Origin of the sequence: Nitratireductor luteus (assembly GCF_026162365.1) — a bacterium.
Classification (GTDB): domain Bacteria; phylum Pseudomonadota; class Alphaproteobacteria; order Rhizobiales; family Rhizobiaceae; genus Chelativorans; species Chelativorans luteus.
Genome location: NZ_JAOANW010000005.1, coordinates 318106 through 344868, shown reverse-complemented (window position 1 = coordinate 344868; position 26763 = coordinate 318106). Strand labels below are relative to the sequence as shown.

Here is a 26763-nt window from a genome sequence, read left to right as displayed (position 1 = left end):
CCCGTTTACCCACCGCCTACCCCCTCACCCCGCTCCCGAAACTGCCGCCGATACGCCATCGGCGAAACCGAAAATGCCGCCGAGAATTGCTGCCGCAGCGTCACCGCCGAGCCGAAGCCCACGGCTTCGGCGACCGCTTCCATTTTGCGGTCGGTGGTTTCCAGAAGCCGCTGCGCCAGCGCCAGGCGCTGCATCAGGATCCATTGCGACACGGTAACGCCGGTCGCCTTGCGGAAGCGGCGGGAGAAATTGCGACGGCTCATGGCGGCGCGCTCGGCCAGAAGGTCCAGGCAGAGCGGTTCCTTCAGGTTTGCCGCCGCCCATTCCAGCGTGCTCGCCAGCCTATCGCCGCCCTCGGCCTTCGGCAGCGGCTGCTCGATATACTGCGCTTGGCCGCCGCTGCGGTGCGGTGCCACCACCATGCGGCGCGCCACCTTGTTGGCGATCTCGGCGCCGTGGTCGCGGCGCAGGAGATGCAGGCAGCAATCGATGGCCGCCGCCGTACCGGCCGATGTCAGCATGTCCCCCTCGTCCACGTAGAGCACGTCGCGATCCAGCCTGACGGCGGGAAAACGGGCGGCGAAATCGTCGGCCCAGACCCAATGAGTGGAGGCGGTGCGGCCGTTCAGAAGCCCCGCCTCCGCCAGCACGAAGGCGCCGAGGCACAGGCCTACCATCCGCGCGCCCCGCGCATGCGCCGCGCAGAGGGCATCGACCAGTTCCGGCGAAGGTGGCGTGTCGGGATCGGCCCAGGCGGGAACGATCACCGTGTCCGCCTCCCGCAGCGCCGACAGATCGTTCGGCACATCGAGCGAGAACCCCGAAAGCGTGGCGATGCTTCCGGGCCGTTCCGCGCACACCGTCAGGTCGTAGCGCGGCGCGCCGAGCCGGGCCAGATCGTCCCCGAACACCATACAGGGCACCGACAGGTGAAACGGGCTGATTCCCTCGAACGCGACCACCGCGACGCGGTGCACAGCTTTCTTCTGCAACATGGCCCAATCCCATCGCCTTTTGTCATTTGGGACACTTGTGAAAGAGCGCGAGGTAAACCAGTCTGCCGGTGATTACAAGATGAATAGTCAAAGACCTCTTGTTTACGTATCTATCGACACAGCGCGAAAGGAGTGCTCATGAGTAACCCCACGATCAGGACGATAGCCGGCGCCACAGCGCCACGGAGCATAGACCCCGCAAGCACAGCGCTGCTGGTGATCGACTTCCAGAACGAGTATTTCACCGGCAGGATGCCGATCCCCGACGGCACAGAGGCGCTCGCCAATGCCAGGCGCCTCATCGCCATGGCGGACGAGACCGGCATGCCCGTTTACCATGTACAGCACGTCACGCCCGCCGGCGCCCCGATCTTCGCGGAGGATGGCGAGACGGTCGGCTTCCACCCCGACATCGCCCCCTCGGCGGGTCATGAAGTGGTGCGGAAATCTTCCGTCAGCGTCTTCCCGACCACGGATATCGACAAGCAACTGAAAGCCGAGGGCATCAAGACCCTCATCATAACCGGCCTGATGACCCATGCCTGCGTTTCAGGCGCCGCGCGGGATGCCGTGCCGCTCGGCTACGACGTCATCGTCGCACACGACGCCTGCGCCACCCGCGACATCACCGGCCCGAGCGGCGCGACGGTCTCACACGATGCGCTGCACCAGGCGTCCCTCGTGACGCTGGCCGATACTTTCGCCGACGTGCTCGGCACCGACGAAATCCTGGCTCTGCCTCACGCCTGAGGCCGCCAAGACCGACCGCAAGCCTTTTCAGCACCTACCCATTTGATCGCAAAGGAGTTTCAAGATGAAGACATTCGCCAGGATCGCCCTACCGCTTGCAGCAGTGCTGTTTGCCTCCGCCGCTTCCGCCCAGGATGCCGGCATGAACGAGGGCATCGTATCCTACCCGGCTTCCGAACTGAGCTGGATCGAAATTCCCAAAACCGGCGGCATCAAATACGCCAATGTGCGCGGCGATCTCACCGGCAAAGGCCCCTACGAAGCCTTCGTCATGTTCCCCGCCGGCAAGGACAATCCGTTCCACTACCACACGCAGTCCATCCCGACCGTGGTCATGCAGGGCACGTTCTATGCGGTCGTCGACGGCAAGCGCACGGAATATCCGGCAGGCTCGTTCTACGATCTGCCGGGCAAGCTGAACCATTTCAGCGGCTGCGTAGCCGGCACCGACTGCCTGCTTTTCCAGTATCAGGACGACGGTTTCGACCTCGTGCCACAGCCCGAAAAGTAGAGACAACTCGACCGGGCGCGGTTCCACGCCGCGCCCGGTGAAGAGCGTTCAGTTACGCCGGTAAAGCCACAGCACCACCGGCGCCAGCACGAGCGTAAGCAGCGCGGGCGCGGCAAGGGCCAGAAGCACCTGCCCGCTCGTCGCCTCGCCGGCCATCAGCCCGCGCAGCGCCGTCGTCATGTGCGAGACCGGGTTGCGCACGACGAAGGCCTCAAGCCAGCCCGGCATGGTCTCGGGCCGCACCATGATGTTGGAGGCGAAGACCAGCGGGAAGATGAAGGTGAAGCCGATGGTCATCACCGTCATCGGCGTGCGGATCAAAAGGCCGAGCACGATGAATATCCAGCCCACGCCGAACCCGATAGCGATAAGAAGCGCGAAGGAGGCGACCACCCCCACAAGGCCGGCCTCCGGCCGGTAGCCCAGAGCCAGCCCGACGCCGAGAATGATCAGCCCGGCGATGATGTGGCGCAGCACGTCGCCCACCATCAGCCCGGCAAAGGGTGCCAAGGACCAGATGGGCAGCGAGCGGAAGCGCTCGAACAGCCCTTTCGACAGGTCCGTGGAAAGGCCCATGCCCGAATAGACCGAATTGAAGACCACGGTCTGCACCAGGATGCCCGGCAGGAAGAATTGCAGATAGTCGCTCGTCGAGCCCGCCAGCGCGCCGCCGAACACGAAGGTGAACAGCAGCGTGAACATGAGCGGCGTCATGATGAGGTCGAAAAGCTGCTCCGGCACATGCTTGAACTTCAGCACCGCCCGCCAGCCGAACACCAGCGCGTTCGAAAAGGCGGAAGGCTGCGGCGGGCGCGCGATGTTGGAGAGCGTCGCGGGGCTGATATTGGTCGTGCTCACTGCGCGTCCTCCTTCTCGTCCTCATCCAGTGGCTGGCCAGTGAGCGCGAAGAACACTTCGTCGAGGCTGGGCGAGCCCATGGAGAAATCGGCGAGCTCTATCCCGGCCGCGATCAGCGCCGCCAGCGCCTCGTTGGCGGCCTTGGGCGACCCGGCCACGATGGAAAGCTGCGCGCCCTCCGGGCTGCGCTGCACCGTGCCGCCAAGCCGCATCTCCAGGATCGCCTCCGCCTCGTCCAGCCGTGCCGGGTCGGCCACCGCCACATGCAGGAAGCCGGAGCCGATGGCCGACTTCAATTCGCGGCTGGTCCCTTCCGCAATCTTGCGTCCGTGATCGATGACGGCGATGCGCGCGGCAAGCTGGTCCGCCTCCTCGAGATATTGCGTGGTCAGCAGTATGGTGACGCCCGAATGCGCAAGCTGCCGGATCATCCGCCACACGCCCTGTCTGGCCTTCGGGTCGAGCCCCGTGGTCGGCTCATCGAGGAACAGAACCCCCGGCGTCACGATCAGCGAGGCGGCAATGTCGAGCCTCCGCCGCATGCCGCCGGAATAGGATTTGACCTGCTTCCTGGCCGCATCCGAAAGATCGAAGGCGGCAAGCAGCTCGTCGGCGCGGTCCTTCGCCCGCCTGCCGGCAAAGCCCCAGAGCCGGGCGAGCATGATCAGGTTCTCGCGTCCCGTCAAATCCTCGTCCAGCGAGGCGAACTGCCCGGTCATGGCGATGGCGCCGCGCACAGCCTGCGGCGCGCTGACCAGATCATGGTCCATGATCGTGGCCGAACCGGCATCCGGCGCGGTCAGCGTCGCCAGGATGCGGATAAGCGTCGTCTTGCCGGCGCCATTCGGCCCCAGTACGGCAAAGATCATGCCGCGCGGCACGTCGAGGTCGATCCCGTCCACCGCCTTCACATCGCCGAAATGCTTGACCAGCCCGCGCACTGAAATGGCAAGCGTCGCTGCTTCTCCGGCGCGGACGGGCATGCCGACCGGCGTGGCGTCATTCATTGCAGAACCCTCCGATGGTGCATCGACGTCTGGAAGACGAATTGGGCCGGTCAGATCCGACAGCGCGAAGCCATACACAACTCTGCAGTTGTTTTAAAGGCAGCCAATGCCCGTAAAGAGAACCCTCCTGCCACCTCCGAACGTGGAGGGCAGGAAAGTTAATGTGGCTCGGTTCAGCTTCTAAGCCCGGTCTCCCTCAGCAGTCCCCTGCGCTTCGCGTCGTAGTAATAGCCGCTCGCATAAAACCGCACCGCCTGGTCCTCATTGCCGCCGGCCGTCAGGTAAGCTCCGCGCAGATATTTGACGGCGTATTTGAGGTTGGTCTCGGCGTCGAGCAGGCCGCTGGCCGGCCCGCGGTAGCCCATCGTCTGCGCCGTATCGTGGCGGATCTGCATCAGGCCCCAATAGATGCGGTTGCGCGCCGCCGGGTTGAAATTGCTCTCTCGCTTCACGACCCGCCTCACCAGCCTTTCAGGCACTTCATAATAGGCGGCATAGCGGGCAATCAGCGCATCGAGCTCGGCACTGCCAGCAGCCACGGGCGTTATGGTGCCGCCGGTTTCCAGGGCTGTCAGCGCCGCTGCCTTTGGCGGTTCAGCCGCATAGGCGCCGGCGAAGGAACCTTCCTCGATCTCGGCTTCCTGCTCGGCGACCAGGCTGTTGGCAGCAAGCTCCCTGTTTCTGTCGGCAGCCACCGATGCGGCTTCAGGCGCGACACACCCGCCGAGCGCCAGCCCGGCAGCAATCATTGCAAAGGAGAAAAACAGAATCCGGGTAGATCGCGAAGGCACGGCTTGCCGCCTCATTGTTACGGGACCCCATCCACCCGCGCTTTCAATACATGAGCCGGAACATCGCATCAATAACAATCCCGTCGGGAAGATGTTCATACTATGTTCCGAAGCAGAACCGTGTTATTTTTCGATTCTCGGAGAGATAGATGCGCTGTCACATATTCAAAACCGCCTTCGGCTGGTGCGGGCTCGCCTGGAGCGATGCCGGCGTCGCTCGAACCGTACTGCCGTCCACAAGCGAAAACGAGGCGCGGCGCGGCATCACCGCGAAGGCGCCGAACGCGGCCGAGGAGGCGCCTGATGCGCTGGCCGGCCAAATCGTCACGAAAATGCAGCGCTATTTCGAGGGCGAACGGGAAGATTTCTCGGAAGTTCCGCTCGATCTCGGCCAGATGCCGCCCTTCAACCGGGCCATCTACACGGCCGCCCGGGCGCTTCGCTACGGCGAGACCACCACCTATGGCGGGCTAGCCGCGCGGGCAGGCTTTCCGACGGCCAGCCGTGAAACCGGCGTTGCGATGGGGCGCAATCCCGTGCCGCTCATCGTCCCCTGCCACCGCGTGCTCGCCGCCGGCGGCAAGCTGGGCGGTTTCTCCGCCCCCGGCGGCGTTCTTACCAAGCAAAGGATGCTGGCCCTAGAGCGCGCCCGTCCGCCCGCGTCCGACCCTGCCCAGGAAAGTTTCGCTTTCTGATCGGTGCATAAGCCCTTGATTGCACTTGCCTGACAGGCATAATCGGTGGAGGTGATTCGCTCCAGTAGCTGCCACTGACAGTTGTTTTCCCAGTTTTCGGGTTGTTCCGCCGCGTTTTCGGCAAGGGATATCTGCTGACGATCGAGCCGACTATCCGGCCGACCGGCAGGGACAGGGGGAAAAATGCATCCGATCCGCGGAGACGGTATCAAATCGCGCCTCACGGAACAGGCGGAATTGACGCTGATTGTCGACATGCTTGCGGCCAGAGACCTTAGCGAAGATCAGATCGCGATCGAGCTTACACGCAGATTTTATGTCGATATGGACGCCTTGAACGCCGTATTCGAGAACAGACGGGCGCTTCGAACGCAGAGGCAAGCGCCTCCGCAGCCCATACGCGCAGTGGCATAAGGCACCGGCAACCGCGGCAATCAGGCTCGACGCGGCTCCATCGGCACATAGCCGGGATCGTCCTCGACCTGCTTGAGCCAGCGCGAAACGGCGGGAAACGCCGACAAGTCAAATCCGCCCCCGCTCGCGTCATGCGTATAGGCATAGAGCGAGATGTCGGCCACGCTCATGGCCGCACCCGCAAGGAATGGTGATCGCTCGAGCTGCCGCTCCATGACATCCAGCGCCCTGTTGCCGCCTTCCAGCGTTTCGGAAAGGCGCTCTGGCGTCGCAAGCTTCGCTCGCTCGGGATATTTCAACAGGGAGCGTCGCACCGCCACATGGGGTTCGTGGCTATACTGCTCGAAGAACAGCCACTGATAGACAAGCGCCCGCTCGTAACGTTCCTCGGGTAACAGCCGTGTCCCCTCGGCAAGATACAGCAGGATGGCGTTGGACTCGGCGATGCAGCGCCCGTCATCCAGTTCGAGCAGCGGCACCTTGCCATTGGCGTTCTTGGCCAGATAGTCGGGCCTCCGCGTCGTCCCGTCGCGCGAACTGGTTTCGACATGCTCGTAGGGGATGTCGAGCATTGCCATGACAAGGCGCGGCTTGTAGCAGTTGCCGCTGTCGGTCATCCCGTAGAGTTTCATCGTGCTGCCCTTCCAATCCAAAGCCGATGCTGTATCGACACGGAAGGTTCGATGCGAATGAATTGTTTTTCAACAAACCATCAACGGCGTTGACAGATGAGCCTCACCGGCCGCGTTGGTCGAACAGCGGCACGACATTGCCTTCCGGCATGATAAGCTGCTCTACGGAAAGCGCGCGCGTGTCGAACAGAGTACCGGCGAAGCTGGGCATCCCGAGAAGATAGCCTTGCAGATAGTCTGCCCCCGTTTCCAGGGCCGCGCGGAGCTGCTGGCTTGTCTCGATGCCCTCGATCAGCACCTTGCGCCCTTCGCGCTGCAAGGCATTGACCAGCAATGCGAGAAGACGGACGGCGGTGGCCGCGTCGGAAATGCGTCGAAACCACTCGCCATCGAACTTCACGATCTCCGGGTCGAGCGCTCTCATCCGCTCCAGCGTCGACTGCGTCATCCCGAAATCGTCAACCGCTATCGCCACGCCCAGCCGGCGCATCTCAGTGCCAAGCTCGCGCAATATTCCCGTATCCTGGGCGAAGGCGACCTTGCAGACCAGCGTGCCGGGCTCAACGCCCATCCCCTCATATTGGCGCAGCGCCGCCTCGACTTGCCGTACCAGAATGCCGACATCCCCCTCTTCGTAGGGATCGGAGCTGAAGTAGAGGTCGAGCCCGTCAACGCCCACATTGATATAGTTGCCCAGGTGCAAAGACCGGCAGAGGGTTTCGACGAAAGGCCTGTCCTCATCGGGAGCTTCGTCGAAAAAGGTTCGCGCGCCCACCGCCCTGCCCTCGCGAAACGGGCGCGCCTGGCCGTCGATCCCGCAGGGCTCCAGCCATTCGCCATCGTTGCGCATGATAGGCTGGTAGGTCGTGCGAATGTGGAACCGGCCGTAAAGGCCCGTTTCGATGCCGACCTCATCTATGAGTGTTGCATCGAGAACGCGCCGAAGACGGGAATGAGAGGCGCTCATGCTCAATGTACTCGCTTTCCAAATGCATATTTCTGCCGCCGCTGGCGCGGCGGCGGCACGGCCCGTGTCTCCGCCGGCGATCCGGCAGGCATTGGGCCAACGACCATTGAGGAAGCCGAGGTCGCGGCGGCCTGTCCGTCCGGCCTGTCGCGGCGGAACAGTTCGAACCGCGCCGGCGCCAGTTCCGGGCGGGCAAGGACGAAGCCCTGCACCATGTTCACGCCGGCCGTTTCGGCGAATTCGAGCTGCCAGCCCTCTTCTATTCCCTCGAACACCGTGCGAATGCCCATCCCCCGGAACCGGCGAACCATTTCGAACAGAAGGCTGCGGCCGGGCTCCGTTTCCATCAGCTGGTTGACCCAGAGCCCGTCGAACTTCACCACATCCGGTTTCAGATCGAGGATACGGCGCATGTCGGAATCCTCCGCGCCATAATCGTCCACGGCAACCTGGTAGCCGAATTCCCGCAGGTGGCGGACAAAACGCAGGAGCTCGCTTTCGGTGTGGAGCTTCTGCTCGGTGATCTCGCACATGATGCGTGACGGCTGGATCTCCGCTTCATCGAGCACAAGCCGGATATCCTCAAGCGCGCCGTCGACCGCCCCCGCCCCGTCGAAATGGCTGGGATCGAAATTGACGAAGAGAAGCGCGGTCTCATCCAGGCACTGCGCATTGAGAAAATGCAGCGCGCGCGCGAGCGTTTCCACCTGATTGCGATCGGCCGCCGGTATAGAGGAGAAGAAGGCCCCCGCCCCTACAGGAGCGCCGTCGCGGAAAGGGCGCAGGAGCCCTTCATAGGCCGCCGCGACCAGCCGCCCTTCTTCAAAGGCGAAAATCGGCTGGAAGGCGCTTCTCAGCGTATGGAGGCCCCATACGCCGATGGCGGCACCATCGTCCTGCCGTGTAATCTGGGCCAATCCTACGCCGCGTGACACAATATAAACCTGCAAGCGTTCATCCGAAGCCCGCAATCTCGCACCCAACGCTTTATCTGGCGTTAATCGGAAGGCACTGGATTTATATGTTCAGCGGCATGACCTCTTGCCCGGTCTTGCGATTCCGCCCGTGATCGGACATTAACAGGCGTCGGATCGACGGTCGGTTACCGACAAACGAAAAATCCTATCAGGAGTAACCCTGCCATGGCTTTCCTTGCCGATGCCCTTTCACGCGTGAAGCCTTCCGCCACGATTGCCGTTGCGCAGAAAGCGCGCGACCTGAAAGCGCAGGGCCGCGACGTCATCGGGCTTGGCGCCGGGGAACCGGATTTCGACACGCCGGACAACATCAAGAAGGCGGCAATCGACGCGATCAACCGCGGCGAGACCAAATACACCCCGGTTTCGGGCATCCAGCCGCTGCGCGAGGCGATCGCCGCCAAGTTCAAGCGCGAGAACAATCTCGACTACGACTGGAAGCAGACCATCGTCGGCACCGGCGGCAAGCAGATCCTGTTCAACGCCTTCATGGCGACGTTGAACGCCGGCGACGAGGTGATCATCCCGGCGCCCTACTGGGTGAGCTATCCCGAGATGGTCGCGATTTGCGGCGGCACTTCGGTCTTCGCCGAAACCTCGATCGAGAACGGCTTCAGGCTGACCGCCGATGCACTGGAAAAGGCCATCACGCCGAAGACCAAATGGCTGATGATGAACTCGCCCTCCAACCCTTCCGGCGCAGCCTATACGCAGGCCGAGCTGCGGGCGCTCGCCGACGTGCTTCTCAAGCACCCGCATGTGTGGGTGCTGACCGACGACATGTATGAGCACCTGACCTATGGCGACTTCGCCTTCCGCACCATCGCGGAAGTCGAGCCCCGGCTTTATGAGCGGACGCTGACCATGAACGGCGTCTCCAAGGCCTACGCCATGACCGGTTGGCGCATCGGTTACGCGGCAGGCCCCATCGAACTCATCAAGGCCATGGATATGATCCAGGGTCAGCAGACCTCCGGCGCCTGCTCCATCGCTCAATGGGCGGCGGTCGAGGCGCTCAACGGCCGGCAGGACTTCATCGCCACTAACAAGGCCATATTCCAGGGCCGGCGCGACCTCGTCGTCTCCATGCTCAACCAGGCGAACGGCATCGACTGTCCGGTTCCCGAAGGCGCGTTCTATGTCTATCCGTCCTGCAAGGGAACGATCGGCAAGAAGGCCCCGTCCGGCAATGTAATCGAGAACGACGCGGACTTCGTGACCGAACTCCTTGAGGCGGAAGGCGTCGCCGTGGTCCAGGGCTCGGCCTTCGGCCTCGGCCCCAATTTCCGCATCTCCTACGCAACGTCTGAAGCGCTCCTCGAGGAAGCCTGCAGCCGCATCCAGCGCTTCACGGCTTCACTCGACTGATGCGACAATGGGTCAGGCTCTCAGAGCCTGGCCCGTCCGGACTCCAGGACGGCCCTCGATGCTGCGGTCGTTCTCCTGCAGTGCAGCATTTTTTTCACCCGGTATTAATCCTTCACCCTGTTCTCTGCGCCGGGACGGTTTGGGGGACAGGGATGAGCATTCTTAAAACGATCCGCAGTCATGGCGGGCCGGTGTATATTGGCGTTCAGACTCTATTAGTGCTTGCGATGGCAGCGACCGCGCTGGCATGGCATCGGGTGCCGCCGGACAGCTCCGCGCAGGGCTGGCTTCTGTTGCTTTGCGTTTCCCTCATCGCCACCGGCTCGGTTCTCCTCGATTATCTGAAGCGCCGTGTAACGGGCCGGCTGCGTCACGCAGACCATGTCGAGGCGGAACACCGCAGGCGCTCGGAAACGGATATCCTGACCGGCGCTCTAATGCGCGGGCGCTTCCTGGCGGAATTGAATGCCGCCGTCGGCACGCTTTCGAAACCTCGCCAGGTGCTGCTCCTGATGGTCGATCTCGACCACTTCAAACAGCTCAACGACAGTTTCGGCCATCATTGCGGCGACGCCGTGCTCTCGCATCTGGTCATGTGCATAGGCCGCTGTTTTCCAGACTGTATCGTCGGCAGGCTTGGTGGCGACGAATTTGCAATACTCATGCATGGCAATGATTTGGGCCGCTGCCGTCGTCGCGCTGCGAAGCTGATTGCGATGCTCGCCGAAGGCCGGCTTCAAGAAGGGCATACGATTCCGCTCAGCGCCTCGATCGGCATCGCAATGGCGCCAGAGCACGCGAGCAACGCCAAGCAGCTGATGCAGCTTGCCGATCTGGCGCTTTATGAAAGCAAGAGCGCCGGGCGCGGCCGAGCCACCGTCTTCGACGCGGAGATGCTTTCGGAAAAGCGCCAGCGCCGCTTCATGGAGCGCGAACTGCGTGCGGCAATCTACCTCAACGAGTTGGAGCTGCACTACCAGCCGGTGACCAATGCAGACCGCTCCGTGTTCGCCGTCGAGGGTCTTGTACGCTGGCGCCACCCGGTCCGCGGAATGATCTCACCGGCCGACTTCATCCCGGTGGCCGAACGCTCCAGCCTGATCGACATACTGGGCGAGTGGGTCTTCCAGCGCGCCTGCCGCGATGCCGAAAAGTTCCCCGATTGCCGCATCAGCATCAACGTTTCAGGCGAACAGTTGAAGCGCGATGGTCTCGTGCAGATGCTGCGGCGGGTCCTGCACGAAACCGGCAACAGCGCCAGCCGATTCATTCTGGAAATCACTGAGACGGTGGCCACCGCTGCCACGCCCGAGATCATCAGCCGCATTACCCGCCTCAGGGCCATGGGCTTCCACATCGCGCTCGATGATTTCGGCACCGGTCACTGCGGCTTCAACTACATCAAGACCTTGCCTATCGATGCGATCAAGATCGATCGCAGCTATATCCGCGACCTCGCTGGAGACGGCATTGCACAGGTCTTCGTCTCCGCGCTCACCCAGATCGCGCGTATCCAGGGCTTGACCATCATCGCCGAAGGCATCGAAACGGAGAGCGAGTTCGAACTGGCGCGGGCAGCCGGCTGCAACCGCTTCCAGGGATTTCTGCTCGGCAGGCCCGCCGCCACATCGCTCGCCGTCGCTGTCCCGCACAGCGCGCCCGCTGCTCTCGCTCGTTCCGCCTGATCCGCTGCCGTCAGCCACTTGCCCAAAAGGGAAAGCCGTGTGACGATGCTTTCTGGAAGAAGAACGGTGCTGTTCGGGCCGGGAAAATGGGAGCCGATACCCATCTGTTTGCAACCGACGCCCGGTGCCGCAACCGCGCGACGGCCGCACGGCCGGCCGCCGCTCATGGTCGCCAAAAGCGCATCCCGCTGGGGAGCGTTGCGTGAGAGGAGGTCGGTTTCATGGGAGAACGAGCAGGCGGAAGGCAGACGGGGCCGAAATGCATCGCTATTCTTGGCCCCTTCGCAAGTGGAAAGACCACGCTTTTCGAAGCCACTCTGGCCCGTACAGGAGCCATAGCAAAGCATTCGTCCGGCACGCACCAGATAGGAGATCCTTCGCCCGAAGCCCGGGCGCACGGGATGAGCATCGAGGCGTGCTTCGCGACATGCGATTTCCTGGACGAAAGCCTCACGCTCGTCGACTGTCCCGGTTCGGTTGAATTCAGCTTCGACGCCGAACCCGTTCTGACGGCGGCCGATGCGGCGGTCGTGGTGGTCGATGCCGCCGACAAGAAATTGCCTGCGCTTCAGGTCATTTTGCAGCGGCTCGACGAACTGGGCATCCCGCGAATGCTTTTCCTCAACAAGATGGACAAGAGCGACGCCGGCGTGCGCGAGACGCTGAAGGAGCTGCAGGCCGTCAGCTCCGTCCCGCTGCTTCTGCGCCAGATACCGCTGCGCAAGAACGGTATCGTCATCGGCTCGATCGATCTGGCGATGGAGCGCGCCTATATCTACCGCGAGCATGCGCCGAGCGAAATCCAGCCCATCCCGGACGACGACAGAGCGCGCGAGGTCGAAGCCCGCTTCTCCATGCTGGAGACCTTGGCCGATCATGACGATCAGCTCATGGAGCAGCTTCTTGAAGAGATCGAGCCTCCCCGCGACGCGATTTTCGACGATCTGGCGGCCGACCTGCGTGCCGGCTCGGTAACGCCCGTGCTGATCGGCGCGGCGGAGAAGGGCAACGGCATCCTGCGCCTGCTCAAGGCGATCCGCCACGATGTGCCCGACGTCACCGAAACGCGCAAGCGTCTTGGCCTCCATGCCGAAGGGGAAACGGTGCTGCAGGTCATGAAAACGCTGCACACCGGCCATGGCGGCAAGATCTCGGTCGCCCGGGTCCTCTCCGGCGCAATTGCCGACGGTACGGAACTTCCGGGCGCGGGCAAAGTATCGGGCCTGTACACACTTCTGGGCAGGGAGCAGAAGAAGGTGCAGAAGGCCGGTGAAGGCGACACGATCGCCCTCGGAAAACTCGACGAGGCGCGCACCGGCGCCACGCTGACCACGGCGAAAGATGCCTCGCCGACGCTCGCCTCCATCGCCATCCCGCAGCCCGTCCACACCGCCTCGCTGCGCCCGCGCGACCGCAAGGACGAGGTGAAGCTGTCGGCTGCGCTGCAGAAACTGACGGAGGAGGATCCCTCCCTCGTCGTCGACCAGAACCAGGAGAGCGGCGAGACCATCCTGGGCGGCCAGGGCGAAATGCACCTGCGGGTGGCGCGCGAGCGGCTGGAAGGCAAGTTCCAGATCGCCGTCGACACGGACACGCCCTCCATCCCCTACCGCGAAACCATCCGCAAATCCGTGACCCAGCGCGGCCGTCACAAGAAGCAGTCCGGCGGGCATGGGCAATATGGCGATGTCGTCCTCGACATAAAGCCGCTGCCGCGCGGGGCAGGCTTCGAGTTCACCGAGACGATCACCGGCGGCGTGGTACCGAAGCAATATATTCCCTCGGTCGAGACCGGCGTGCGCGAGGCGCTCAAGAAGGGACCGCTCGGTTTTCCGGTAGTCGACATCGCGGTCAATCTGGCCGAGGGTTCCTATCATTCGGTCGATTCGTCCGATATGGCCTTCCAGCTGGCTGCGCGCCTTGCCATGAAGGAAGGACTTCCCCAGTGCCAGCCGGTGCTGCTCGAGCCCATTCTGAAGGTCGAGGTGGCGACCCCGTCTGACGCTACGGCGCGAGTGACTGCGATCCTGTCGCAGCGACGAGGCCAGATCCTGGGCTTCGACACGCGCGTGGGCTGGAACGGCTGGGACGTCGTCGAAGCCATGATGCCGCAAGCCGAAATCGCCAATCTGATCATCGAGCTGCGCTCGGCCACCGCCGGCGCGGCAAGCTACGAGGCGCGTTTCGACCATATGGCGGAACTGACGGGCCGCCAGGCCGAGGAAGCGATGAACGGGAAGGGAAAGGCGGCTTAGCAAGGCGGAGACGGGTCGCGAACGCGTAAAATTGATCGCTTGTGATTGGTGCTATAGCCCGCACGCGCTACCTTCGGCGCGAACGCCATGGAGGTTCTAATGCCCGTCTACCACCGCAAGCCCCGCTGGGCCGTCCCCGAGGCACAAGCCACGCCCGAGGAGGTGTTCCTGAATCGCAGGAGCATCCTGCAAGGTATGGGCTTCGCGGGCCTCGCGCTCGCCACTGCTGCAGCCACCAAGCCGGCCCGCGGACAGGACGGCGGGCTCTACCCGGCCAGCCGCAACGACGCCTACAGGATCGAGCGCGATCTCACGCCGGAAGACATCAGTTCGCGTTACAACAATTTCTACGAGTTCGGCTCCCATAAGCAGATATACAAGGCGGCCGAAGCGCTGGTGACCGACCCGTGGGACATCGAAATCGATGGCATGGTCGAAGAGCCCATGACCATCGCCTTCGATGATCTGGAGAAAAAGTTTCCGCTGGAGGAGCGGCTTTACCGCCACCGCTGCGTCGAGGCATGGTCCATGACCGTGCCGTGGACCGGCTTTCCGCTGGCCGCGCTGGTCGATCACGCCAAGCCCCTTTCCTCGGCGCGCTACGTACGTTTCGAAACCTTCCACGATCCCGCCATGGCCAGCGGGCAGAAGCAGGTCTGGTATCCTTGGCCTTATGTCGAAGGCGTCACCATGGCCGAGGCGCGCAACGACCTTGCCTTCATGGTCACCGGCGTCTACGGCAAGCCGCTGGCAAACCAGTTCGGCGCGCCCCTGCGCCTGGCTCTCCCCTGGAAATACGGCTTCAAATCCATCAAGTCGATCACGAAGATCACGTTTACCGACGAACGCCCTAGGAGCTTCTGGGAGCAGATCGCGGCAAACGAATACGGCTTCTGGGCAAACGTGAACCCCGAAGTGCCCCATCCGCGCTGGAGCCAGGCCATGGAGCGCGTGCTAGGCACCAATGAAGATGTGCCGACGGTGATCTACAACGGCTATGGAGGCGAGGTAGCCGGGCTCTACGAAGGGCTGGAGGGCGAAAAGCTGTTTATGTGAGCGGCGGCTACCCTCCTTCTCCCCGTTCACGGGGAGAAGGTATCGGCAAGCGGATGAGGGGCAGTGCCGACACTTGTGTCGTCTACTGAATTTCGGCGAAACGACGACCCAAACCGCAACCCTCTACCCCTCCCCCTCGATCCGCGACAGATAGCGCCCCAGCATTCCGTCCAGCGCCTTGCGCTCTTCTTCCGACAGCATCGCCGTCAGCCGAGCCTGCGTGGCCACGTGGTCGGTGACGGCGGCGTCGATCACCTCCCGCCCCTTCTGCGTCAGCGAAATCCTCATGCTGCGCCGGTCGTCGGGATTATGCGCGCGGGCCACTAGGCCCGCCTTTTCAAGCTGATCGATGCGATTGGTCATGGTGCCCGAGGTCACCATCGTGGCCGCCAGCAGATCGCCGGGGCTGAGCGCGTAGGGCGGCCCCGAACGCCGCAAGGTAGCGAGAACGTCGAAACTGGCACGGTTCAGCCCATGCTTGGCAAAGGTTTCGCTCATCTCCCGCATGAGGTAGCCATAGATACGGCTGATGCGGCCGATGAGCCCCATGGGACCGACGTCGAGGTCCGGCCGCTCCCTGTTCCATTGTTTCAGAATGCCGTCGACATGATCCATGCCGCATCATCCCCAAATATTATCTTGACGTCAAGACAAATGGCATTATCTTGAGGTCAAGATAATTTCGAGGTGACGCCATGTCCAGGCACACAGACCTTCTCCTGACCGCTATCGCCCCCGCCATCTGGGGCAGCACCTATCTGGTGACGACGGAGTTCCTGCCCGACGGCTATCCGCTGACGGTCGCCATGCTGCGCGCCCTGCCCGCGGGCCTGCTGCTGCTCGCAATCATGCGGCAACTCCCGCACGGCGTATGGTGGGCCCGCGCTTTTGTGCTCGGCGGGCTCAACTTCACGATCTTCTGGTGGATGCTGTTCATCACCGCCTACCGCCTGCCGGGCGGGGTGGCCGCTACCGTCGGTGCGATCCAGCCTCTGGTGGTCATTTTCCTCGCCCGGCTGCTCATCGGCGCGCCGATACGTTTGCTTGCCGTCGTCGCCGCCGTCGCCGGCATGGCAGGCGTGGCCCTGCTCATTCTCACCCCGCAGGCGGCACTCGACCCCGTGGGCATTCTGGCCGGCCTCTTCGGCGCGTTGTCCATGGCCGCAGGCACGGTGCTGAGCCGTCGCTGGCAGCCGCCTGTTTCCTCGCTTACCTTCGCCTCTTGGCAATTGACCGCCGGTGGCATCCTGCTCCTGCCCGCCGCGCTCTTTCTCGAACCGCCCCTGCCCGCCCTTACGGGCGCCAACATTGCCGGCTTCGCCTATCTCGGCCTCATCGGCGCCGCTTTTACCTATTTCCTCTGGTTCCGCGGCATATCCAGGCTGGAGCCATCTGCTGTGGCCCCGCTGGGGTTCCTGAGCCCGCTCACCGCTGTGGTCCTCGGCTGGGCAATCCTCGGCCAGCACCTGACCCCGCCCCAATTGGCCGGAATGGCAGTCGTTCTGGCCTCGGTCTGGCTGGCTCAGACCGCCCAGCGCCGCGCCGTATCCTCCACACCCGTCCACCGGCAGGAACTGCCCCTGCCGGCAACCCAGAAACCAACGCCCAGTACAGGAGCCGCCTCATGACCCGCATACTCGTGCTCTACTATTCCGCCTACGGCCACATTACCGAAATGGCCGGGGCCGTCGCCGAAGGTGTGCGGGAAGCCCGCGCCGACGTCATCCTGAAGCGCATCCCCGAACTTGCGGCGCGCAAGGCGCCGGGCGAGCGAGACGGCGAGATTCCAATCGCGACGCCCGACGAACTGCCAGGCTACGACGCAATCGTCTTCGGCACACCCACGCGCTTCGGCAACATGGCAGCGCCGATGAAAGATTTTCTCGACCAGTTGAGCGGCCTATGGGCGGAAGATGCCCTGGTCGGGCGCATCGGCAGTGTTTTCACCTCCAGCGGCAGCCAGCACGGGGGCCAGGAGCACACGCTGCTTTCCATGCAGGCTTCGCTCATGCATTTGGGCATGGTGGTAGTCGGGCTTCCTTACACCTTCAAGGGCCAGGCCAGAATGGACGAGATAACCGGCGGCTCCCCCTATGGCGCCACCACCATCGCCAGCGATGAAGCTGGCGGGGACCGCCGCCCAAGCGCCAACGAACTGGAGGGCGCCCGCTTTCAGGGAGCGCATGTGGCCCGCATTGCCACCGGGATACGAGGGACTGATCTGACACAGCCAGCCCAGCAGAAAACTCAGCTTGCAGGGCTGAATGGTTGACCGTCACCGGCCACTCGGCCAAAAAAAAGCCGGATCGAAAGATCCGGCTTAAAATTTGGAAGTGCCTGTTAAGGCGAAACCTCCAGAGGGGAACATTCACGGGGGCAAATGGGAGGAGAACGCCCCTGTGAATGATCAAGATATGGGCATTTGATGCCCAAATAACAACCACCAGCTTTTGCATTGCACCCATGCACTTTTGCATAGGTGAACAGTCTATGTACCCTCAAAAGGTCCAGCCGCGCGATTTCGAAATCAGGAAATCACGGAAAACCTGCAATTTCGCCTGATGCTTCATCGTATCGGGATAGCAGAAATAGGTATCGAACGACGGCACCGCCGTTTCCGGCAACAACTGTACGAGACCGCTCTCCTTGCCCACGACGTAATCGGGGAGCATGGCGATTCCCGCGCCGCGCTGGACGGCCAATTTGATCGACAGGATGTTGTTGATCTGCAGCGCAACGGCGCGTTTCACGCCTTCCGGCCGGCCTGCCGCCTCCAGCCAGTTCATATCGCTGAGATGGGCGGGCACCGCCTCGCCGAAAGTCACGATCCGATGCCGGTCGAGATCGTCGATGGAGGCCGGCTTGCCGTGGCGGTTCACATAGCCGGGTGACGCGTAGAGATGGAAATGCACGGTGAACAGCTTGCGCTGGATGAGGTCCGGCTGCTGCGGCTGGCGCATGCGGATCGCGCAATCGGCCTGACGCATCGTCAGGTCCAGTTCCTCATTGTCGAGGATGAGCTGAAGCTGGATGTCGGGATAAAGATCCCCGAACTCGGGCAGCCGCTCGGTGAGCCAGCCGGTGCCAAGGCCCACCGTGGTCGAAACCTTGAGCATGCCCGAGGGCCTGTCCTTCGTCTCGGACAGGCGAACCTTCACGCTTTCAAGCTTCATCAGCACTTCGTGGGCGGCATTGTAGAGGATTTCGCCCTGCTCGGTCAGAACAAGGCCCCGCGCATGCCTGTGGAACAGGGGAACGCCCACCTCCTGCTCCAGCGCGCTGACCTGGCGCGAGATGGCAGACTGCGAAAGATGCAGCGTTTCAGCCGCATGGGTAAAGGATCCCGCGGCGGCGGCCGCGTGGAACACACGTAATTTGTCCCAGTCCAACGCCTTGTTCCCCTCGTTATGTTTTGGGCGTGCAACCGTTCTTTTGGCTCTGCCTCAGCAGCGCTTGTCTGATTGGCACCAGGCCAGCCCCTCGTGTCAATGCGACCTTAGGGCACGCCGGTGGGCCGTAATGCCTATTCCGCTGCTTCGCGGTGCGCCTCCAATCCTGCCAGGTATTTCTCCGCCTCAAGGGCAGCCATGCACCCAAGGCCTGCCGCCGTGACCGCCTGGCGATAGATATCGTCCGTCACGTCTCCGGCGGCAAAAACACCAGGCACATCCGTACGCGTGGAATTGGGCTCGGTCCACAGATAGCCATTTGGCTTCTGCTTCAGCTTACCCTCAAATAATTCGATCGCCGGTGCATGACCGATCGCGACGAACACGCCGTCGACCGACAGGTCGCTCACCGTTCCCGTCTTTACATTCCGCACGCGGATGCCGTTGACGGACGGCGGCAGCGGCGGCTTGGCTGGATCGCCGACGATCTCGTCCACCACCATATCCCACAGGACCTCGACATTCTCCCGCGCCAGAAGGCGCTCCTGAAGGATGCGCTCGGCACGGAATTCGTCGCGGCGGTGAATGACTGTCACCTTCCTTGCAAGATTGGCCAGGTACAGCGCCTCCTCCACCGCCGTGTTGCCGCCGCCAACGACCACCACGTCCTTGCCGCGGTAGAAGAATCCGTCACAAGTGGCACAGGCCGAAACGCCGAAGCCCATGAAAGTCTGTTCCGAGGGAATACCCAGCCACTTCGCCTTGGCCCCCGTCGCGATCACCAGCGCGTCGCAGGTATAGACCGTGCCCGAATCGCCGGTCAGCCGGAAGGGCCGCATGGAGATGTCCGCATCGACGATGATATCGTTGACGATGTCCGTGCCGACATTCTCCGCCTGCGCGCGCATCTGCTCCATCAACCATGGCCCCTGCACGGGATCGGCAAAGCCCGGATAGTTTTCCACATCGGTGGTGATCATCAGCTGGCCGCCCTGCTCGAGACCGGCGACGAGCACCGGCTTCAGCATGGCACGCGCGGCATAGATTGCCGCGGTATAGCCGGCCGGCCCCGAGCCAATGATGAGAACGGGCGCGTGGCGGCTGGTCATGAGTATTCCTTTCCTCGATGCGGACGGTCCGCGAAATCATCCTGATCTAAGTATTCCATATACCCGCGTGCAAGGCGAAGAACGGTTTTCCAACAGCTACATCGGTTGCAGGCCGGCATTTTCGCGAACGAAGCGCCCGAAAGAACGGCTATAGCATTTTGCTGACAGGTGGCATCACCTGGCGTTCGCCTAAATACTGGCAAATAAGGGAGCAGCGCATCCTTCGTGCGTTCGAATGGACACCCGACGCTCCCTTAGCGCATCTGCGCCCTTGGACTTGGCCTCACCTTGCTGTAGTTTTATTTCAAACATGCGACAGATTCGTGCGCAAGCCGCGTAGAAAAGGGCAAAAAATGCCGCTGAAGGCCGACCTCGACGCCATCGACTGGAAGATCCTCCGCGAACTCCAGAAGGACGGCCGCATCACCAATGTCGAATTATCGCGGCGTGTCGGCATCTCGGCGCCGCCCTGCCTGCGCCGCGTCAAGCGGTTGGAGGAAAACGGCATCATCAAAGGCTACCGCGCGCTTCTCAACAGCCCTGCCCTGGGTTTCGACGTGGTCGCGTTCTGCCTTGTCGGCCTCCATCATCAATCGGAGGTGGAACTGCGCACCTTCGCCGAGCGCTCCCGCACATGGCCCATCGTCCGCCGCGCCTGGATGGTCTCCGGCGACTCGGACTTCCTGCTTCACTGCGTGGCAACCGATCTCGGTACCTTTCAGACCTTCGTCATCGAGGAACTGACCTCTGCGCCCAATGTCGACACCGTTCGCACGGCGCTTACCATCCGTCAGGTCAAGGACGAGGGACTGGTTGCCATCGACCCCGCCTGACGCCGCTTCATGCCCGGATCCTCGCCCGCGTCCGGGAGCCGCGCCGCATCGAGCCCTTCGCGCGCAAGCAGTTCCAGATAGTCGAGCACACAGCCGCCGAAGCCCTCGGGCGACCCCCTGTCGTAGCGTTCGGTTACCACGCGGCGCAGCGCGTCAAGGCGCTCCGGCTCCTCGATGAGCCCGCGCAGCGTTTCCGCCCATGCGTCGAAATCCAGAATCGGCAGCGTAGGCATCAGCTCCTGCGCCGCCTCCCGGAGCGCCGGCACATCGGCGATGACCGTGGGCAGCCCGTTAGCCATGCACTCCGAAACCCCAAGCCCCCACCCTTCCGCGCTGGATGGGAAGAGGCCGAGCGTGGCGTTCCCGTAGAGCCAGTTGAGCTGCTTGTCGCTGATACCCGACATGATATGCACCCGCCCCTCAAGCTCCGGCGCCTCGGCAAGCGCAGCCTCGACGGCTGGCGTGGCGTTACCTCGCCGCCCCACGAGGACGAGGTCCGGCAGCAGATCGGCATCCACCGTCCGGGCCAGATGCGCCCAAACCTTGACCAGGAACGCGTGGTTCTTGCGCTTCTCGAAGGTCGAGCAGTAAAGAGCAAAACGCTTGCCAGCCAGCCCGGGAACCGGCTCGGTCACTGCATCGGTGGAAACCAGCGCCGAACCAAGCGGGCAGACCTTGATGCTGAAAGGATACCCAGCCTTCACAGTCGTCGCATCCCACCGCAACAGCTCGTCCCGCGTCGCCTGAGACACCGCGATAACGGGCTCGGGGCGCGTGAGAATGCGGTGAAAGAAGCCCTTCATCGAAGCCGTGAACCGCTCGGTAGTGAGTTCCGGCTGCAGCACCGGAATAAGGTCGTGCACGAGATGCACGGGCGACAGGGCCGATTTTGACAGCGCGCCGTCGAGCTGCCTATGCCGGTTCACCTCATGCGAGACGAGCAGAACCGAACCCGGGGCAAAAGTGTTCCCAGGCTCTCCAGCTAGGCGCCTCAGGATTTCCCGTCCGACCGAGATCAACCCCCGGCCGCCGAGATATAGCCACTGCACAAGCCGGATCAGCGTTTTGACAACGCCATATCCAAGTCCTTTACGCGGGCCGTTGGCCAGAACGGCCTGCGCAAGGCGCCGCGACGTTTCATTATCCTGATAGTTGAACTGAACGTCCAAATATTTGAACGCAGAGCAAAGACGCTTCAAGTAGCCTGCATTCTCTCCCGCCCACCGACCGCTTGCGATATACTTGAGGAAGTCGCGGTCGCGGCGGGAAAGCTGCCGGTATCTCCCTGCCACGCCGTCCAGCGCGACGAGACCGACATCCTCACGACCGAGCGCAGCGCTGCAAATGGTCAGCTCAACCCTTTGAATACCGGTGGGTGGCTGCGCACCCCAGCGAATGACGCCCGTCGTGTCGATCCAGTGCTTTTTCATGTGCCTCCTGACAGAGCAGCAATGGCGTTTAGCCCCTATGATCTCCGCGCAATGAGATCAAGATACTGGCCAGGCGGGCATGCCTCGGCAACCGTTCGCGCAACCAGTGGACGCTCCATTGCACTGTGCGGATCGAGAACGCTCAATGAGAATCCTGCGCTCGACAGTTCGGCCAGAAACGCATCAGGATCTTGTCCTTGATCGATATACCGATCAGGTGTGAATTCTAGAAGGATTGTCAGCGGCCCGCGATGGCTGTTTACGAGGCGCTGCATGCCTTTCCACACGTAATACTCGAAACCCTCAACGTCGACCTTTATGAAGGCCGGGGTCAGTTCACGGTCGATCCTCTTGGAAATGCTCGAAAGCGCCGTATCGAGTGCCACAACCTCGACTTCGTTGCTATCCCCCTCACCAAACCCCGGAACTAGAGAACTCGAACCACGGTAGTCACCGATATGTCCAAGTCTGGCACGACCCTCCGATTCGCCCACAGCAGAAGTCACAACGCTCACACGCGGCTGGAATCCGTTGACAGCCGCACTATTTCTGATGAGACGAGCGAGTTTCTCCTGGGGCTCAAAGGCTAGTACGTAGCCGGAGTGGCCAATGAGGTCAGCGGCCAGCAATGTCAGATAGCCGCAGTTCGCACCTATATCTACTACAACATCTCCGGACTTGAGTTCCCGTCGGTAGAAGGTTGCGACCCATTCCTCCCACTGTCCTGTTCGCATTATATGTGGCGATAATGAGATATCTTTCCCATCAACGTAAATTAATCGCTTGAAGATCGTTTCAGTCAGGACAATCCCGTCGCCCACATACACACATAGCCTTGGACGGTACCTCCTCGGTATACTGTTAATCTTTCTGTATAATTTTTGGAGCTTTCCCCAAGGCCACTTAGAACTACTCATGCAATCGCCCTTTATTCCGTCCACTGAATAGATCAATATTATCCTACAATTTCCTTACAAGCCGCCCGACATGATTTTTATAGACCTCATAAACTCTTATGAATGACCGTCTTGCATGCAAACCCAACTCCTGCTTTACATTCTTTCCTAGCCCAAGGAGCCGGTCAATATTCTTCTCAAGCAGACTGGAATCTATAAAGTAATTCTCCCCCAGATGCCGAGGCTCCTTCCGGTCCCATGCAACAAGCACCCCCGTTTCCGCACTCACATGCTCGTTCATCGGCGGTGCGTCGGTTGTGATGGTCACAGCCGCGCAGGACATCGCCTCCAGGATGTAGTGCCCCCATCCCTCGGCGCGCGACGGACACAAATGGATGCCGCAGCGGTTCTGCAGAAGCCTTAATTCATCGTCGTCTGTATAGCCAGAAATAAGGCGGACATTCGGCGGCACGGTCGCGGGCGCATTGTCCGCTTTCTGCACGAGCACGAGTTGCGGCCATTCGGGATGCCGCCGCCACAGGGTCAGGATGTCCTCGGTGCCCTTGAGCGTGCTGCCGCCGGCAAGGTGGAAGAATGTGTCCCAATCCTTCTCCACTTCGGGGAGATAGCGGTCCGGCGAGGCGAAGCCGCAATATTCCGTGGGAACCCCGAGCCCCGCGAAAATCGCCTCCGCGTGCCGCGACTTGGCCCAGACCTGGTCGATGAGCTTCAGGCGGCGCAGATGCCTGCGCGGAAAGCGCTCCTGGTTGGGCACCAGGATATTCGTTCCCGCGCCGCCGATCCAGGCCGGGAAAACCCGTTCCATGTGGAAGGCGATGTCGGCCTTCCTCCGCCCGAGAATGCGGTCCAGAAAGCCGCGCTGCTTCGGCGTCGCCGTGGCGACCTCGAGCCCCGCGCCCTCCAGCGCCCCCTTGAGGATCGCGGTATCCTGCGTCAAGCCATAGGCATTGTCGCGCGCAATGATGAGGGCGCGGCTCATTGCCCGCTCCAAAGCTCTTCATAGACCGCGCGCAGGCTCGCCGCCTCGTTTTCGAGGCCGAAGCTGCCGCGCACATGCGCCAGCCCCGCCGCCCCGTGCCGCTCGGCCATCGCCGGGTCTGCCAGATAGGGCTCGATCGCCCGCGCCAGCGCTCCGGCATCGCCGGCCGGCGTGACCGCACCGGTCTTGCCCGGCACGATCAGTTCGGCATAGGCGCCCGCGTCGCTCGCGACGGTCGCGGTCGACGACGCCATGGCCTCCAGCGGTGTCAGCCCAAAGCCTTCGTTGCGCGACGACGCCACACACAGGCTTATCCGCCGGTACCACGGTTTGACATCCGGCACTTCGCCGAGAAAGAGGATGCGCTTGCCAAGGCCCGCCTCCTCGATCTTTCGTTGAAGGCTATCGGCAAAGGCTCGGTTTTCCGCCGTCACCCGGCCAAGGATCACCGCCGTCCAATCAGGATAGCGCGGCAGCAGCCCGATCATCACGTCGACGAAAATATCCGTGCCCTTCTGGTGGCGAATCCGGCCGAAACAGCCGATCCCGTATTTTCCCGGCAATCCGGCCGCCTGCCACCGGTCTTCAGGTCCGGCCGGCGGATGAAAGCGCGTGATGTCGATGCCGTGCATGACCACGCGGTGCGGCACTTCCAGGTAGGAGCCGGAGCGGGTGTTTGTCGCCACCACGCGATCCATCCGGCGGATCAGCCAGCGCGTGAACGGCTTGTGGCGGCGCTGTGCCGCCGAGGTGAAGACAAGACGCACTGGAGCGCGCAGCACGTCGCGCAGCAGCACCCCGGCCAGCATCTCGATATTGCGGCGCGCATGCCATATGCGGAAGGGCCTGCCTTGCGGCCGGCGCAGCAGCCCCGGTACCTGCCGCCATGCAAGCCGGGGCAGCGTCTCGGGCAGCCCCGGTCCCAGCGTTGCAATGCAGACGGATTGCGCCTGCAGCGGAACCAGTTGCACGATGGTGCTGGTCACGCCGGAAAGCCGGCGCTTGAAATTGGGAGCGACGATCTCGACCTGGCGCACGGCCGGGCGGGAAAGGCCCCCACCCTTCCGCTCATGCGCCCCCATGGCCCGGCTCAGCCGTATTGGACCCGCAGGACCTCATAGCCCCGAGCGCCACCGGGCGCGTTGACCTCGATGGTATCGCCCGCGCCCTTGCCGATCAGTGCGCGCGCGATAGGCGAGGAGATCGAAATGCGCCCGTTCTTCACATCGGCTTCCTGGTCGCCGACGATCTGGTAGGTCTTTTCTTCTTCCGTATCCTCGTCGACGAGGACCACGGTCGCGCCGAACTTTACCGTATCGCCCGACAGTTTCGTCACGTCGATGACTTCGGCGCGTGCGATCAGGTCTTCCAGTTCGCCGACGCGCCCTTCGTTCAGGCTTTGGGCCTCCTTGGCGGCGTGATATTCGGCGTTCTCCGAAAGGTCGCCATGAGCGCGCGCTTCCGCGATTGCCTCGATGATGCGCGGCCGCTCTTCCTGCTGTCGCCAGCGCAGTTCCTCCTTCAGCGAAGCAAATCCGCCCAGGGTCATCGGGACCTTATTCATCTCATTCACCTTCCCAAAGCAGAAGATTGCCCTGCCCCCGGCCGCGATACTGCTGAGGCCGACGGCTGTTCCAAGGGTACAAAAAGAAAACGGTCCGACAGCCACAGGCCACGGAACCGTCTCGTACGAGTCCCTCCGAATATAGCAATCCCGCTATAATTTTCACCACTTTTTTTGAAGCGGACACAGGATGAAAAAGGCGGACACCATGGAGCCGGCAAAATGAGACGGTTCGCGCAGGCCAGAACAGGCGTGGCAGTTCGCCCTACAGCCTTGGCGCTATGCCGTCTCGACCTTATGTGCGCATGAGGGGAAGTTCCACAGGAACCGGAGACATCAAGATGAGAAACCTTGCTCTCACCACCGCCGCCGCGATTCTGGTGGCAGCGCCTATCGGCGCCAGTGCCCAGATTTTCGAAGCGGAGGGTGTCAAACTCAGGGCCGAAGTGCTGGCCGAAGGCCTCGACCATCCCTGGGGCCTCGATTTCCTTCCGAATGGCGCGGCATTGGTGACTGAACGCTCCGGCACCATGCGGCTTTTCTCCGATGGCAAGCTGTCGGGGCCCATCACGGGCGTGCCGGAAGTCGCGAGTTTCGGTCAGGGCGGATTGCTGGACGTAAGGGTCTCCCCCGATTTCGAGACAAACGACACGATCTTTCTCTCCTATTCGGAGCCCGGTCCGGATGGCGCCGGCACGGCGATCGCGCGCGCCCGATTGGTGCGCGAAGGCGAACCGCCCGCCCTCGATAGCGTCGAGACCATCTTCTCGATGAATCGCAAGACCGGAGTCGGCCAGCATTTCGGGTCGCGCATCGTTCCCGCGCCCGACGGAACGCTATTCTTCACCATCGGCGAGCGCGGCGAGCCGGATCGCGCGCAGGTTGCCGGCGACCATGCAGGATCGGTCCTTCGTATATTGCCCGACGGCGGTGTGCCGGAGGACAACCCCTTCGTCGGTCAGGAAGGCGCGGCGCCTGAAATCTGGTCCATCGGCCACCGCAATCCGCAAGGCGCCGTCTGGGATCCGGTCACTGACGCGCTGTGGATCGTCGAGCATGGCGCACGCGGCGGCGACGAGGTGAACCGGCCGGAAGCCGGCAAGAACTACGGCTGGCCCGTCATTTCCTACGGCCGGCACTATTCCGGCCTGCCGATCGGCAGGGGCACGGAGGCGCCAGGCTACGAACAGCCCGAATATTACTGGGACCCCTCCATCGCCCCCTCCGGAATGGCCGTCTATACCGGCACGATGTTCCCCGAATGGCAGGGCGATTTTCTCGTAGGCGCGCTGAGCTTCCAACTCGTCGCCCGCCTCGACCGGGACGGTGAAGGCAGCATTGTTGGCGAGGAGCGTCTGTTCGAGGGAGCCTTCGGCCGCATTCGCGACGTGAATGTGGCTCCCGATGGCTCTATCTGGCTGCTGACCGACGAGGACAACGGCCAGATCATCCGTATCTCACGCGCCGAATAAATCGTGACACGCTCGCTTCTGGCCCAGCAGGCAACGGGCGTCTGCCCGTTTGCGCGCGGATGCCGGCCTGCTACGGCGTTCGCCTGAAAATTGCCCGTTCATCCGCGTG

Annotated in this window: 25 protein-coding genes and 1 pseudogene; 11 read left to right on the top strand and 15 right to left on the bottom strand. The window is 62.6% G+C overall.

Translation table 11 applies throughout. The features are described from left to right. Positions 1-5: 5 nt before the first annotated feature. Positions 6-995 (bottom strand): GlxA family transcriptional regulator, encoded by a 990-nt coding sequence (locus N1058_RS08645; protein ID WP_265517097.1) that lies wholly within the window; start codon positions 993-995, stop codon positions 6-8. 138 nt (positions 996-1133) lie between these two features. Here N1058_RS08645 and N1058_RS08640 point away from each other — a divergent pair, with 138 nt between their 5' ends. Next, on the top strand, positions 1134-1745 hold the full coding sequence (locus N1058_RS08640; protein WP_265517096.1) for a cysteine hydrolase family protein: 612 nt from the start codon (positions 1134-1136) through the stop codon (positions 1743-1745). A gap of 64 nt (positions 1746-1809) precedes the next feature. After that, the gene (locus N1058_RS08635) at positions 1810-2256 is read left to right on the top strand and encodes a cupin domain-containing protein (protein ID WP_265517095.1); all 447 of its coding nucleotides are present in this window, start codon (positions 1810-1812) and stop codon (positions 2254-2256) included. A gap of 48 nt (positions 2257-2304) precedes the next feature. On the opposite strand, the gene N1058_RS08630 is transcribed toward N1058_RS08635, so the two are convergent. The 3 genes and pseudogenes from N1058_RS08630 to N1058_RS24115 all read right to left on the bottom strand — a co-directional run. Then, entirely contained in the window at positions 2305-3114 is an 810-nt protein-coding gene (locus N1058_RS08630) for an ABC transporter permease (RefSeq protein ID WP_265517094.1), read from the bottom strand. Continuing rightward, positions 3111-4121, bottom strand: a complete 1011-nt coding sequence (locus N1058_RS08625; RefSeq protein ID WP_265517093.1) for an ATP-binding cassette domain-containing protein — start codon at positions 4119-4121, stop codon at positions 3111-3113. The genes N1058_RS08630 and N1058_RS08625 overlap by 4 nt, the downstream gene beginning before the upstream one ends. Before the next feature lie 173 nt (positions 4122-4294). Further along, a pseudogene (locus N1058_RS24115) lies at positions 4295-4741 on the bottom strand (transglycosylase SLT domain-containing protein); the annotation flags it as partial. A 320-nt stretch (positions 4742-5061) separates the two neighbouring features. On the opposite strand from N1058_RS24115, the gene N1058_RS08615 reads away from it, so the two are divergent. Beyond that, on the top strand, positions 5062-5607 hold the full coding sequence (locus N1058_RS08615; RefSeq protein ID WP_265517091.1) for a methylated-DNA--[protein]-cysteine S-methyltransferase: 546 nt from the start codon (positions 5062-5064) through the stop codon (positions 5605-5607). 434 nt (positions 5608-6041) lie between these two features. Here the strand turns inward: N1058_RS08615 and N1058_RS08610 are convergent, their stop codons facing one another. From N1058_RS08610 to N1058_RS08600, 3 genes are all read right to left on the bottom strand, one after another. Continuing rightward, complete coding sequence (locus N1058_RS08610) at positions 6042-6653, bottom strand: glutathione S-transferase family protein (protein ID WP_265517090.1); 612 nt, start codon at positions 6651-6653, stop codon at positions 6042-6044. Positions 6654-6756: 103 nt separating this feature from the next. Beyond that, positions 6757-7620 carry an EAL domain-containing protein gene (locus N1058_RS08605; RefSeq protein WP_265517089.1) on the bottom strand — a complete coding sequence of 288 codons (864 nt, stop codon included), beginning with the start codon at positions 7618-7620 and terminating at the stop codon, positions 6757-6759. Between the two features lie 2 nt (positions 7621-7622). After that, complete coding sequence (locus N1058_RS08600) at positions 7623-8570, bottom strand: EAL domain-containing protein (protein ID WP_265517088.1); 948 nt, start codon at positions 8568-8570, stop codon at positions 7623-7625. A gap of 192 nt (positions 8571-8762) precedes the next feature. On the opposite strand from N1058_RS08600, the gene N1058_RS08595 reads away from it, so the two are divergent. The 4 genes from N1058_RS08595 to msrP all read left to right on the top strand — a co-directional run bounded on the left by N1058_RS08595 (position 8763) and on the right by msrP (position 14961). Then, entirely contained in the window at positions 8763-9965 is a 1203-nt protein-coding gene (locus N1058_RS08595; RefSeq protein ID WP_265517087.1) for a pyridoxal phosphate-dependent aminotransferase, read from the top strand. A 152-nt stretch (positions 9966-10117) separates the two neighbouring features. Next, entirely contained in the window at positions 10118-11650 is a 1533-nt protein-coding gene (locus N1058_RS08590) for a putative bifunctional diguanylate cyclase/phosphodiesterase (RefSeq protein WP_265517086.1), read from the top strand. A gap of 221 nt (positions 11651-11871) precedes the next feature. Beyond that, entirely contained in the window at positions 11872-13905 is a 2034-nt protein-coding gene (locus tag N1058_RS08585) for an elongation factor G (protein WP_265517085.1), read from the top strand. Positions 13906-14004: 99 nt separating this feature from the next. Further along, positions 14005-14961: a protein-methionine-sulfoxide reductase catalytic subunit MsrP gene (gene msrP / locus N1058_RS08580; protein ID WP_265517084.1), complete on the top strand. Its 957-nt coding sequence runs from the start codon at positions 14005-14007 to the stop codon at positions 14959-14961. A 123-nt stretch (positions 14962-15084) separates the two neighbouring features. Here the strand turns inward: msrP and N1058_RS08575 are convergent, their stop codons facing one another. Next, positions 15085-15576: a MarR family winged helix-turn-helix transcriptional regulator gene (locus tag N1058_RS08575; protein WP_265517083.1), complete on the bottom strand. Its 492-nt coding sequence runs from the start codon at positions 15574-15576 to the stop codon at positions 15085-15087. 80 nt (positions 15577-15656) lie between these two features. Between N1058_RS08575 and N1058_RS08570 the strand changes: the two genes are divergently transcribed. Beyond that, positions 15657-16589 (top strand): EamA family transporter, encoded by a 933-nt coding sequence (locus N1058_RS08570; RefSeq protein WP_265517082.1) that lies wholly within the window; start codon positions 15657-15659, stop codon positions 16587-16589. Continuing rightward, positions 16586-17233 carry an NAD(P)H:quinone oxidoreductase gene (gene wrbA / locus N1058_RS08565; protein ID WP_265517081.1) on the top strand — a complete coding sequence of 216 codons (648 nt, stop codon included), beginning with the start codon at positions 16586-16588 and terminating at the stop codon, positions 17231-17233. Before N1058_RS08570 ends, wrbA begins: the two co-directional genes overlap by 4 nt. Before the next feature lie 226 nt (positions 17234-17459). Here wrbA and N1058_RS08560 read toward each other — a convergent pair whose 3' ends face one another. Both N1058_RS08560 and trxB read right to left on the bottom strand, forming a co-directional pair. Further along, on the bottom strand, positions 17460-18350 hold the full coding sequence (locus N1058_RS08560) for a LysR family transcriptional regulator (protein ID WP_265517080.1): 891 nt from the start codon (positions 18348-18350) through the stop codon (positions 17460-17462). A gap of 134 nt (positions 18351-18484) precedes the next feature. Further along, positions 18485-19459, bottom strand: a complete 975-nt coding sequence (gene trxB / locus N1058_RS08555) for a thioredoxin-disulfide reductase (RefSeq protein ID WP_265517079.1) — start codon at positions 19457-19459, stop codon at positions 18485-18487. Positions 19460-19812: 353 nt separating this feature from the next. On the opposite strand from trxB, the gene N1058_RS08550 reads away from it, so the two are divergent. After that, entirely contained in the window at positions 19813-20292 is a 480-nt protein-coding gene (locus N1058_RS08550) for an Lrp/AsnC family transcriptional regulator (RefSeq protein WP_265517078.1), read from the top strand. On the opposite strand, the gene N1058_RS08545 is transcribed toward N1058_RS08550, so the two are convergent. Genes N1058_RS08545 through greA form a run of 5 tightly spaced genes read right to left on the bottom strand, consistent with a single transcriptional unit; the run spans position 20250 to position 25182 of the window. Continuing rightward, positions 20250-21722, bottom strand: coding sequence for a glycosyltransferase family 4 protein (locus N1058_RS08545; RefSeq protein ID WP_265517077.1), 1473 nt, complete (start codon positions 21720-21722; stop codon positions 20250-20252). The genes N1058_RS08550 and N1058_RS08545 overlap by 43 nt on opposite strands. A 35-nt stretch (positions 21723-21757) precedes the next feature. After that, the gene (locus N1058_RS08540) at positions 21758-22639 is read right to left on the bottom strand and encodes an FkbM family methyltransferase (RefSeq protein ID WP_265517076.1); all 882 of its coding nucleotides are present in this window, start codon (positions 22637-22639) and stop codon (positions 21758-21760) included. Between the two features lie 43 nt (positions 22640-22682). Next, positions 22683-23618 (bottom strand): glycosyltransferase, encoded by a 936-nt coding sequence (locus tag N1058_RS08535; RefSeq protein WP_265517075.1) that lies wholly within the window; start codon positions 23616-23618, stop codon positions 22683-22685. Next, complete coding sequence (locus N1058_RS08530; RefSeq protein WP_265517074.1) at positions 23615-24700, bottom strand: glycosyltransferase family 4 protein; 1086 nt, start codon at positions 24698-24700, stop codon at positions 23615-23617. Before N1058_RS08530 ends, N1058_RS08535 begins: the two co-directional genes overlap by 4 nt. A gap of 8 nt (positions 24701-24708) precedes the next feature. Next, entirely contained in the window at positions 24709-25182 is a 474-nt protein-coding gene (gene greA, locus N1058_RS08525) for a transcription elongation factor GreA (protein ID WP_265517073.1), read from the bottom strand. A gap of 341 nt (positions 25183-25523) precedes the next feature. Between greA and N1058_RS08520 the strand changes: the two genes are divergently transcribed. Beyond that, positions 25524-26654, top strand: coding sequence for a PQQ-dependent sugar dehydrogenase (locus N1058_RS08520; protein WP_265517072.1), 1131 nt, complete (start codon positions 25524-25526; stop codon positions 26652-26654). The last annotated feature ends 109 nt before the right edge of the window (positions 26655-26763 follow it).

Coding starts and splice junctions, on each gene's coding strand:
- N1058_RS08640 (WP_265517096.1), top strand. CDS start 1,134: ATGAGTAACCCCACGATCAGGACGATAGCCGGCGCCACAGCGCCACGG.
- greA (WP_265517073.1), bottom strand. CDS start 25,182: ATGAATAAGGTCCCGATGACCCTGGGCGGATTTGCTTCGCTGAAGGAG.
- N1058_RS08540 (WP_265517076.1), bottom strand. CDS start 22,639: ATGAGTAGTTCTAAGTGGCCTTGGGGAAAGCTCCAAAAATTATACAGA.
- N1058_RS08625 (WP_265517093.1), bottom strand. CDS start 4,121: ATGAATGACGCCACGCCGGTCGGCATGCCCGTCCGCGCCGGAGAAGCA.
- N1058_RS08570 (WP_265517082.1), top strand. CDS start 15,657: ATGTCCAGGCACACAGACCTTCTCCTGACCGCTATCGCCCCCGCCATC.
- trxB (WP_265517079.1), bottom strand. CDS start 19,459: ATGACCAGCCGCCACGCGCCCGTTCTCATCATTGGCTCGGGGCCGGCC.
- N1058_RS08590 (WP_265517086.1), top strand. CDS start 10,118: ATGAGCATTCTTAAAACGATCCGCAGTCATGGCGGGCCGGTGTATATT.
- N1058_RS08645 (WP_265517097.1), bottom strand. CDS start 995: ATGTTGCAGAAGAAAGCTGTGCACCGCGTCGCGGTGGTCGCGTTCGAG.
- N1058_RS08575 (WP_265517083.1), bottom strand. CDS start 15,576: ATGGATCATGTCGACGGCATTCTGAAACAATGGAACAGGGAGCGGCCG.
- N1058_RS08635 (WP_265517095.1), top strand. CDS start 1,810: ATGAAGACATTCGCCAGGATCGCCCTACCGCTTGCAGCAGTGCTGTTT.
- N1058_RS08605 (WP_265517089.1), bottom strand. CDS start 7,620: ATGAGCGCCTCTCATTCCCGTCTTCGGCGCGTTCTCGATGCAACACTC.
- N1058_RS08585 (WP_265517085.1), top strand. CDS start 11,872: ATGGGAGAACGAGCAGGCGGAAGGCAGACGGGGCCGAAATGCATCGCT.
- N1058_RS08520 (WP_265517072.1), top strand. CDS start 25,524: ATGAGAAACCTTGCTCTCACCACCGCCGCCGCGATTCTGGTGGCAGCG.
- N1058_RS08535 (WP_265517075.1), bottom strand. CDS start 23,618: ATGAGCCGCGCCCTCATCATTGCGCGCGACAATGCCTATGGCTTGACG.
- N1058_RS08615 (WP_265517091.1), top strand. CDS start 5,062: ATGCGCTGTCACATATTCAAAACCGCCTTCGGCTGGTGCGGGCTCGCC.
- msrP (WP_265517084.1), top strand. CDS start 14,005: ATGCCCGTCTACCACCGCAAGCCCCGCTGGGCCGTCCCCGAGGCACAA.
- N1058_RS08545 (WP_265517077.1), bottom strand. CDS start 21,722: ATGAAAAAGCACTGGATCGACACGACGGGCGTCATTCGCTGGGGTGCG.
- wrbA (WP_265517081.1), top strand. CDS start 16,586: ATGACCCGCATACTCGTGCTCTACTATTCCGCCTACGGCCACATTACC.
- N1058_RS08595 (WP_265517087.1), top strand. CDS start 8,763: ATGGCTTTCCTTGCCGATGCCCTTTCACGCGTGAAGCCTTCCGCCACG.
- N1058_RS08550 (WP_265517078.1), top strand. CDS start 19,813: ATGCCGCTGAAGGCCGACCTCGACGCCATCGACTGGAAGATCCTCCGC.
- N1058_RS08610 (WP_265517090.1), bottom strand. CDS start 6,653: ATGAAACTCTACGGGATGACCGACAGCGGCAACTGCTACAAGCCGCGC.
- N1058_RS08530 (WP_265517074.1), bottom strand. CDS start 24,700: ATGGGGGCGCATGAGCGGAAGGGTGGGGGCCTTTCCCGCCCGGCCGTG.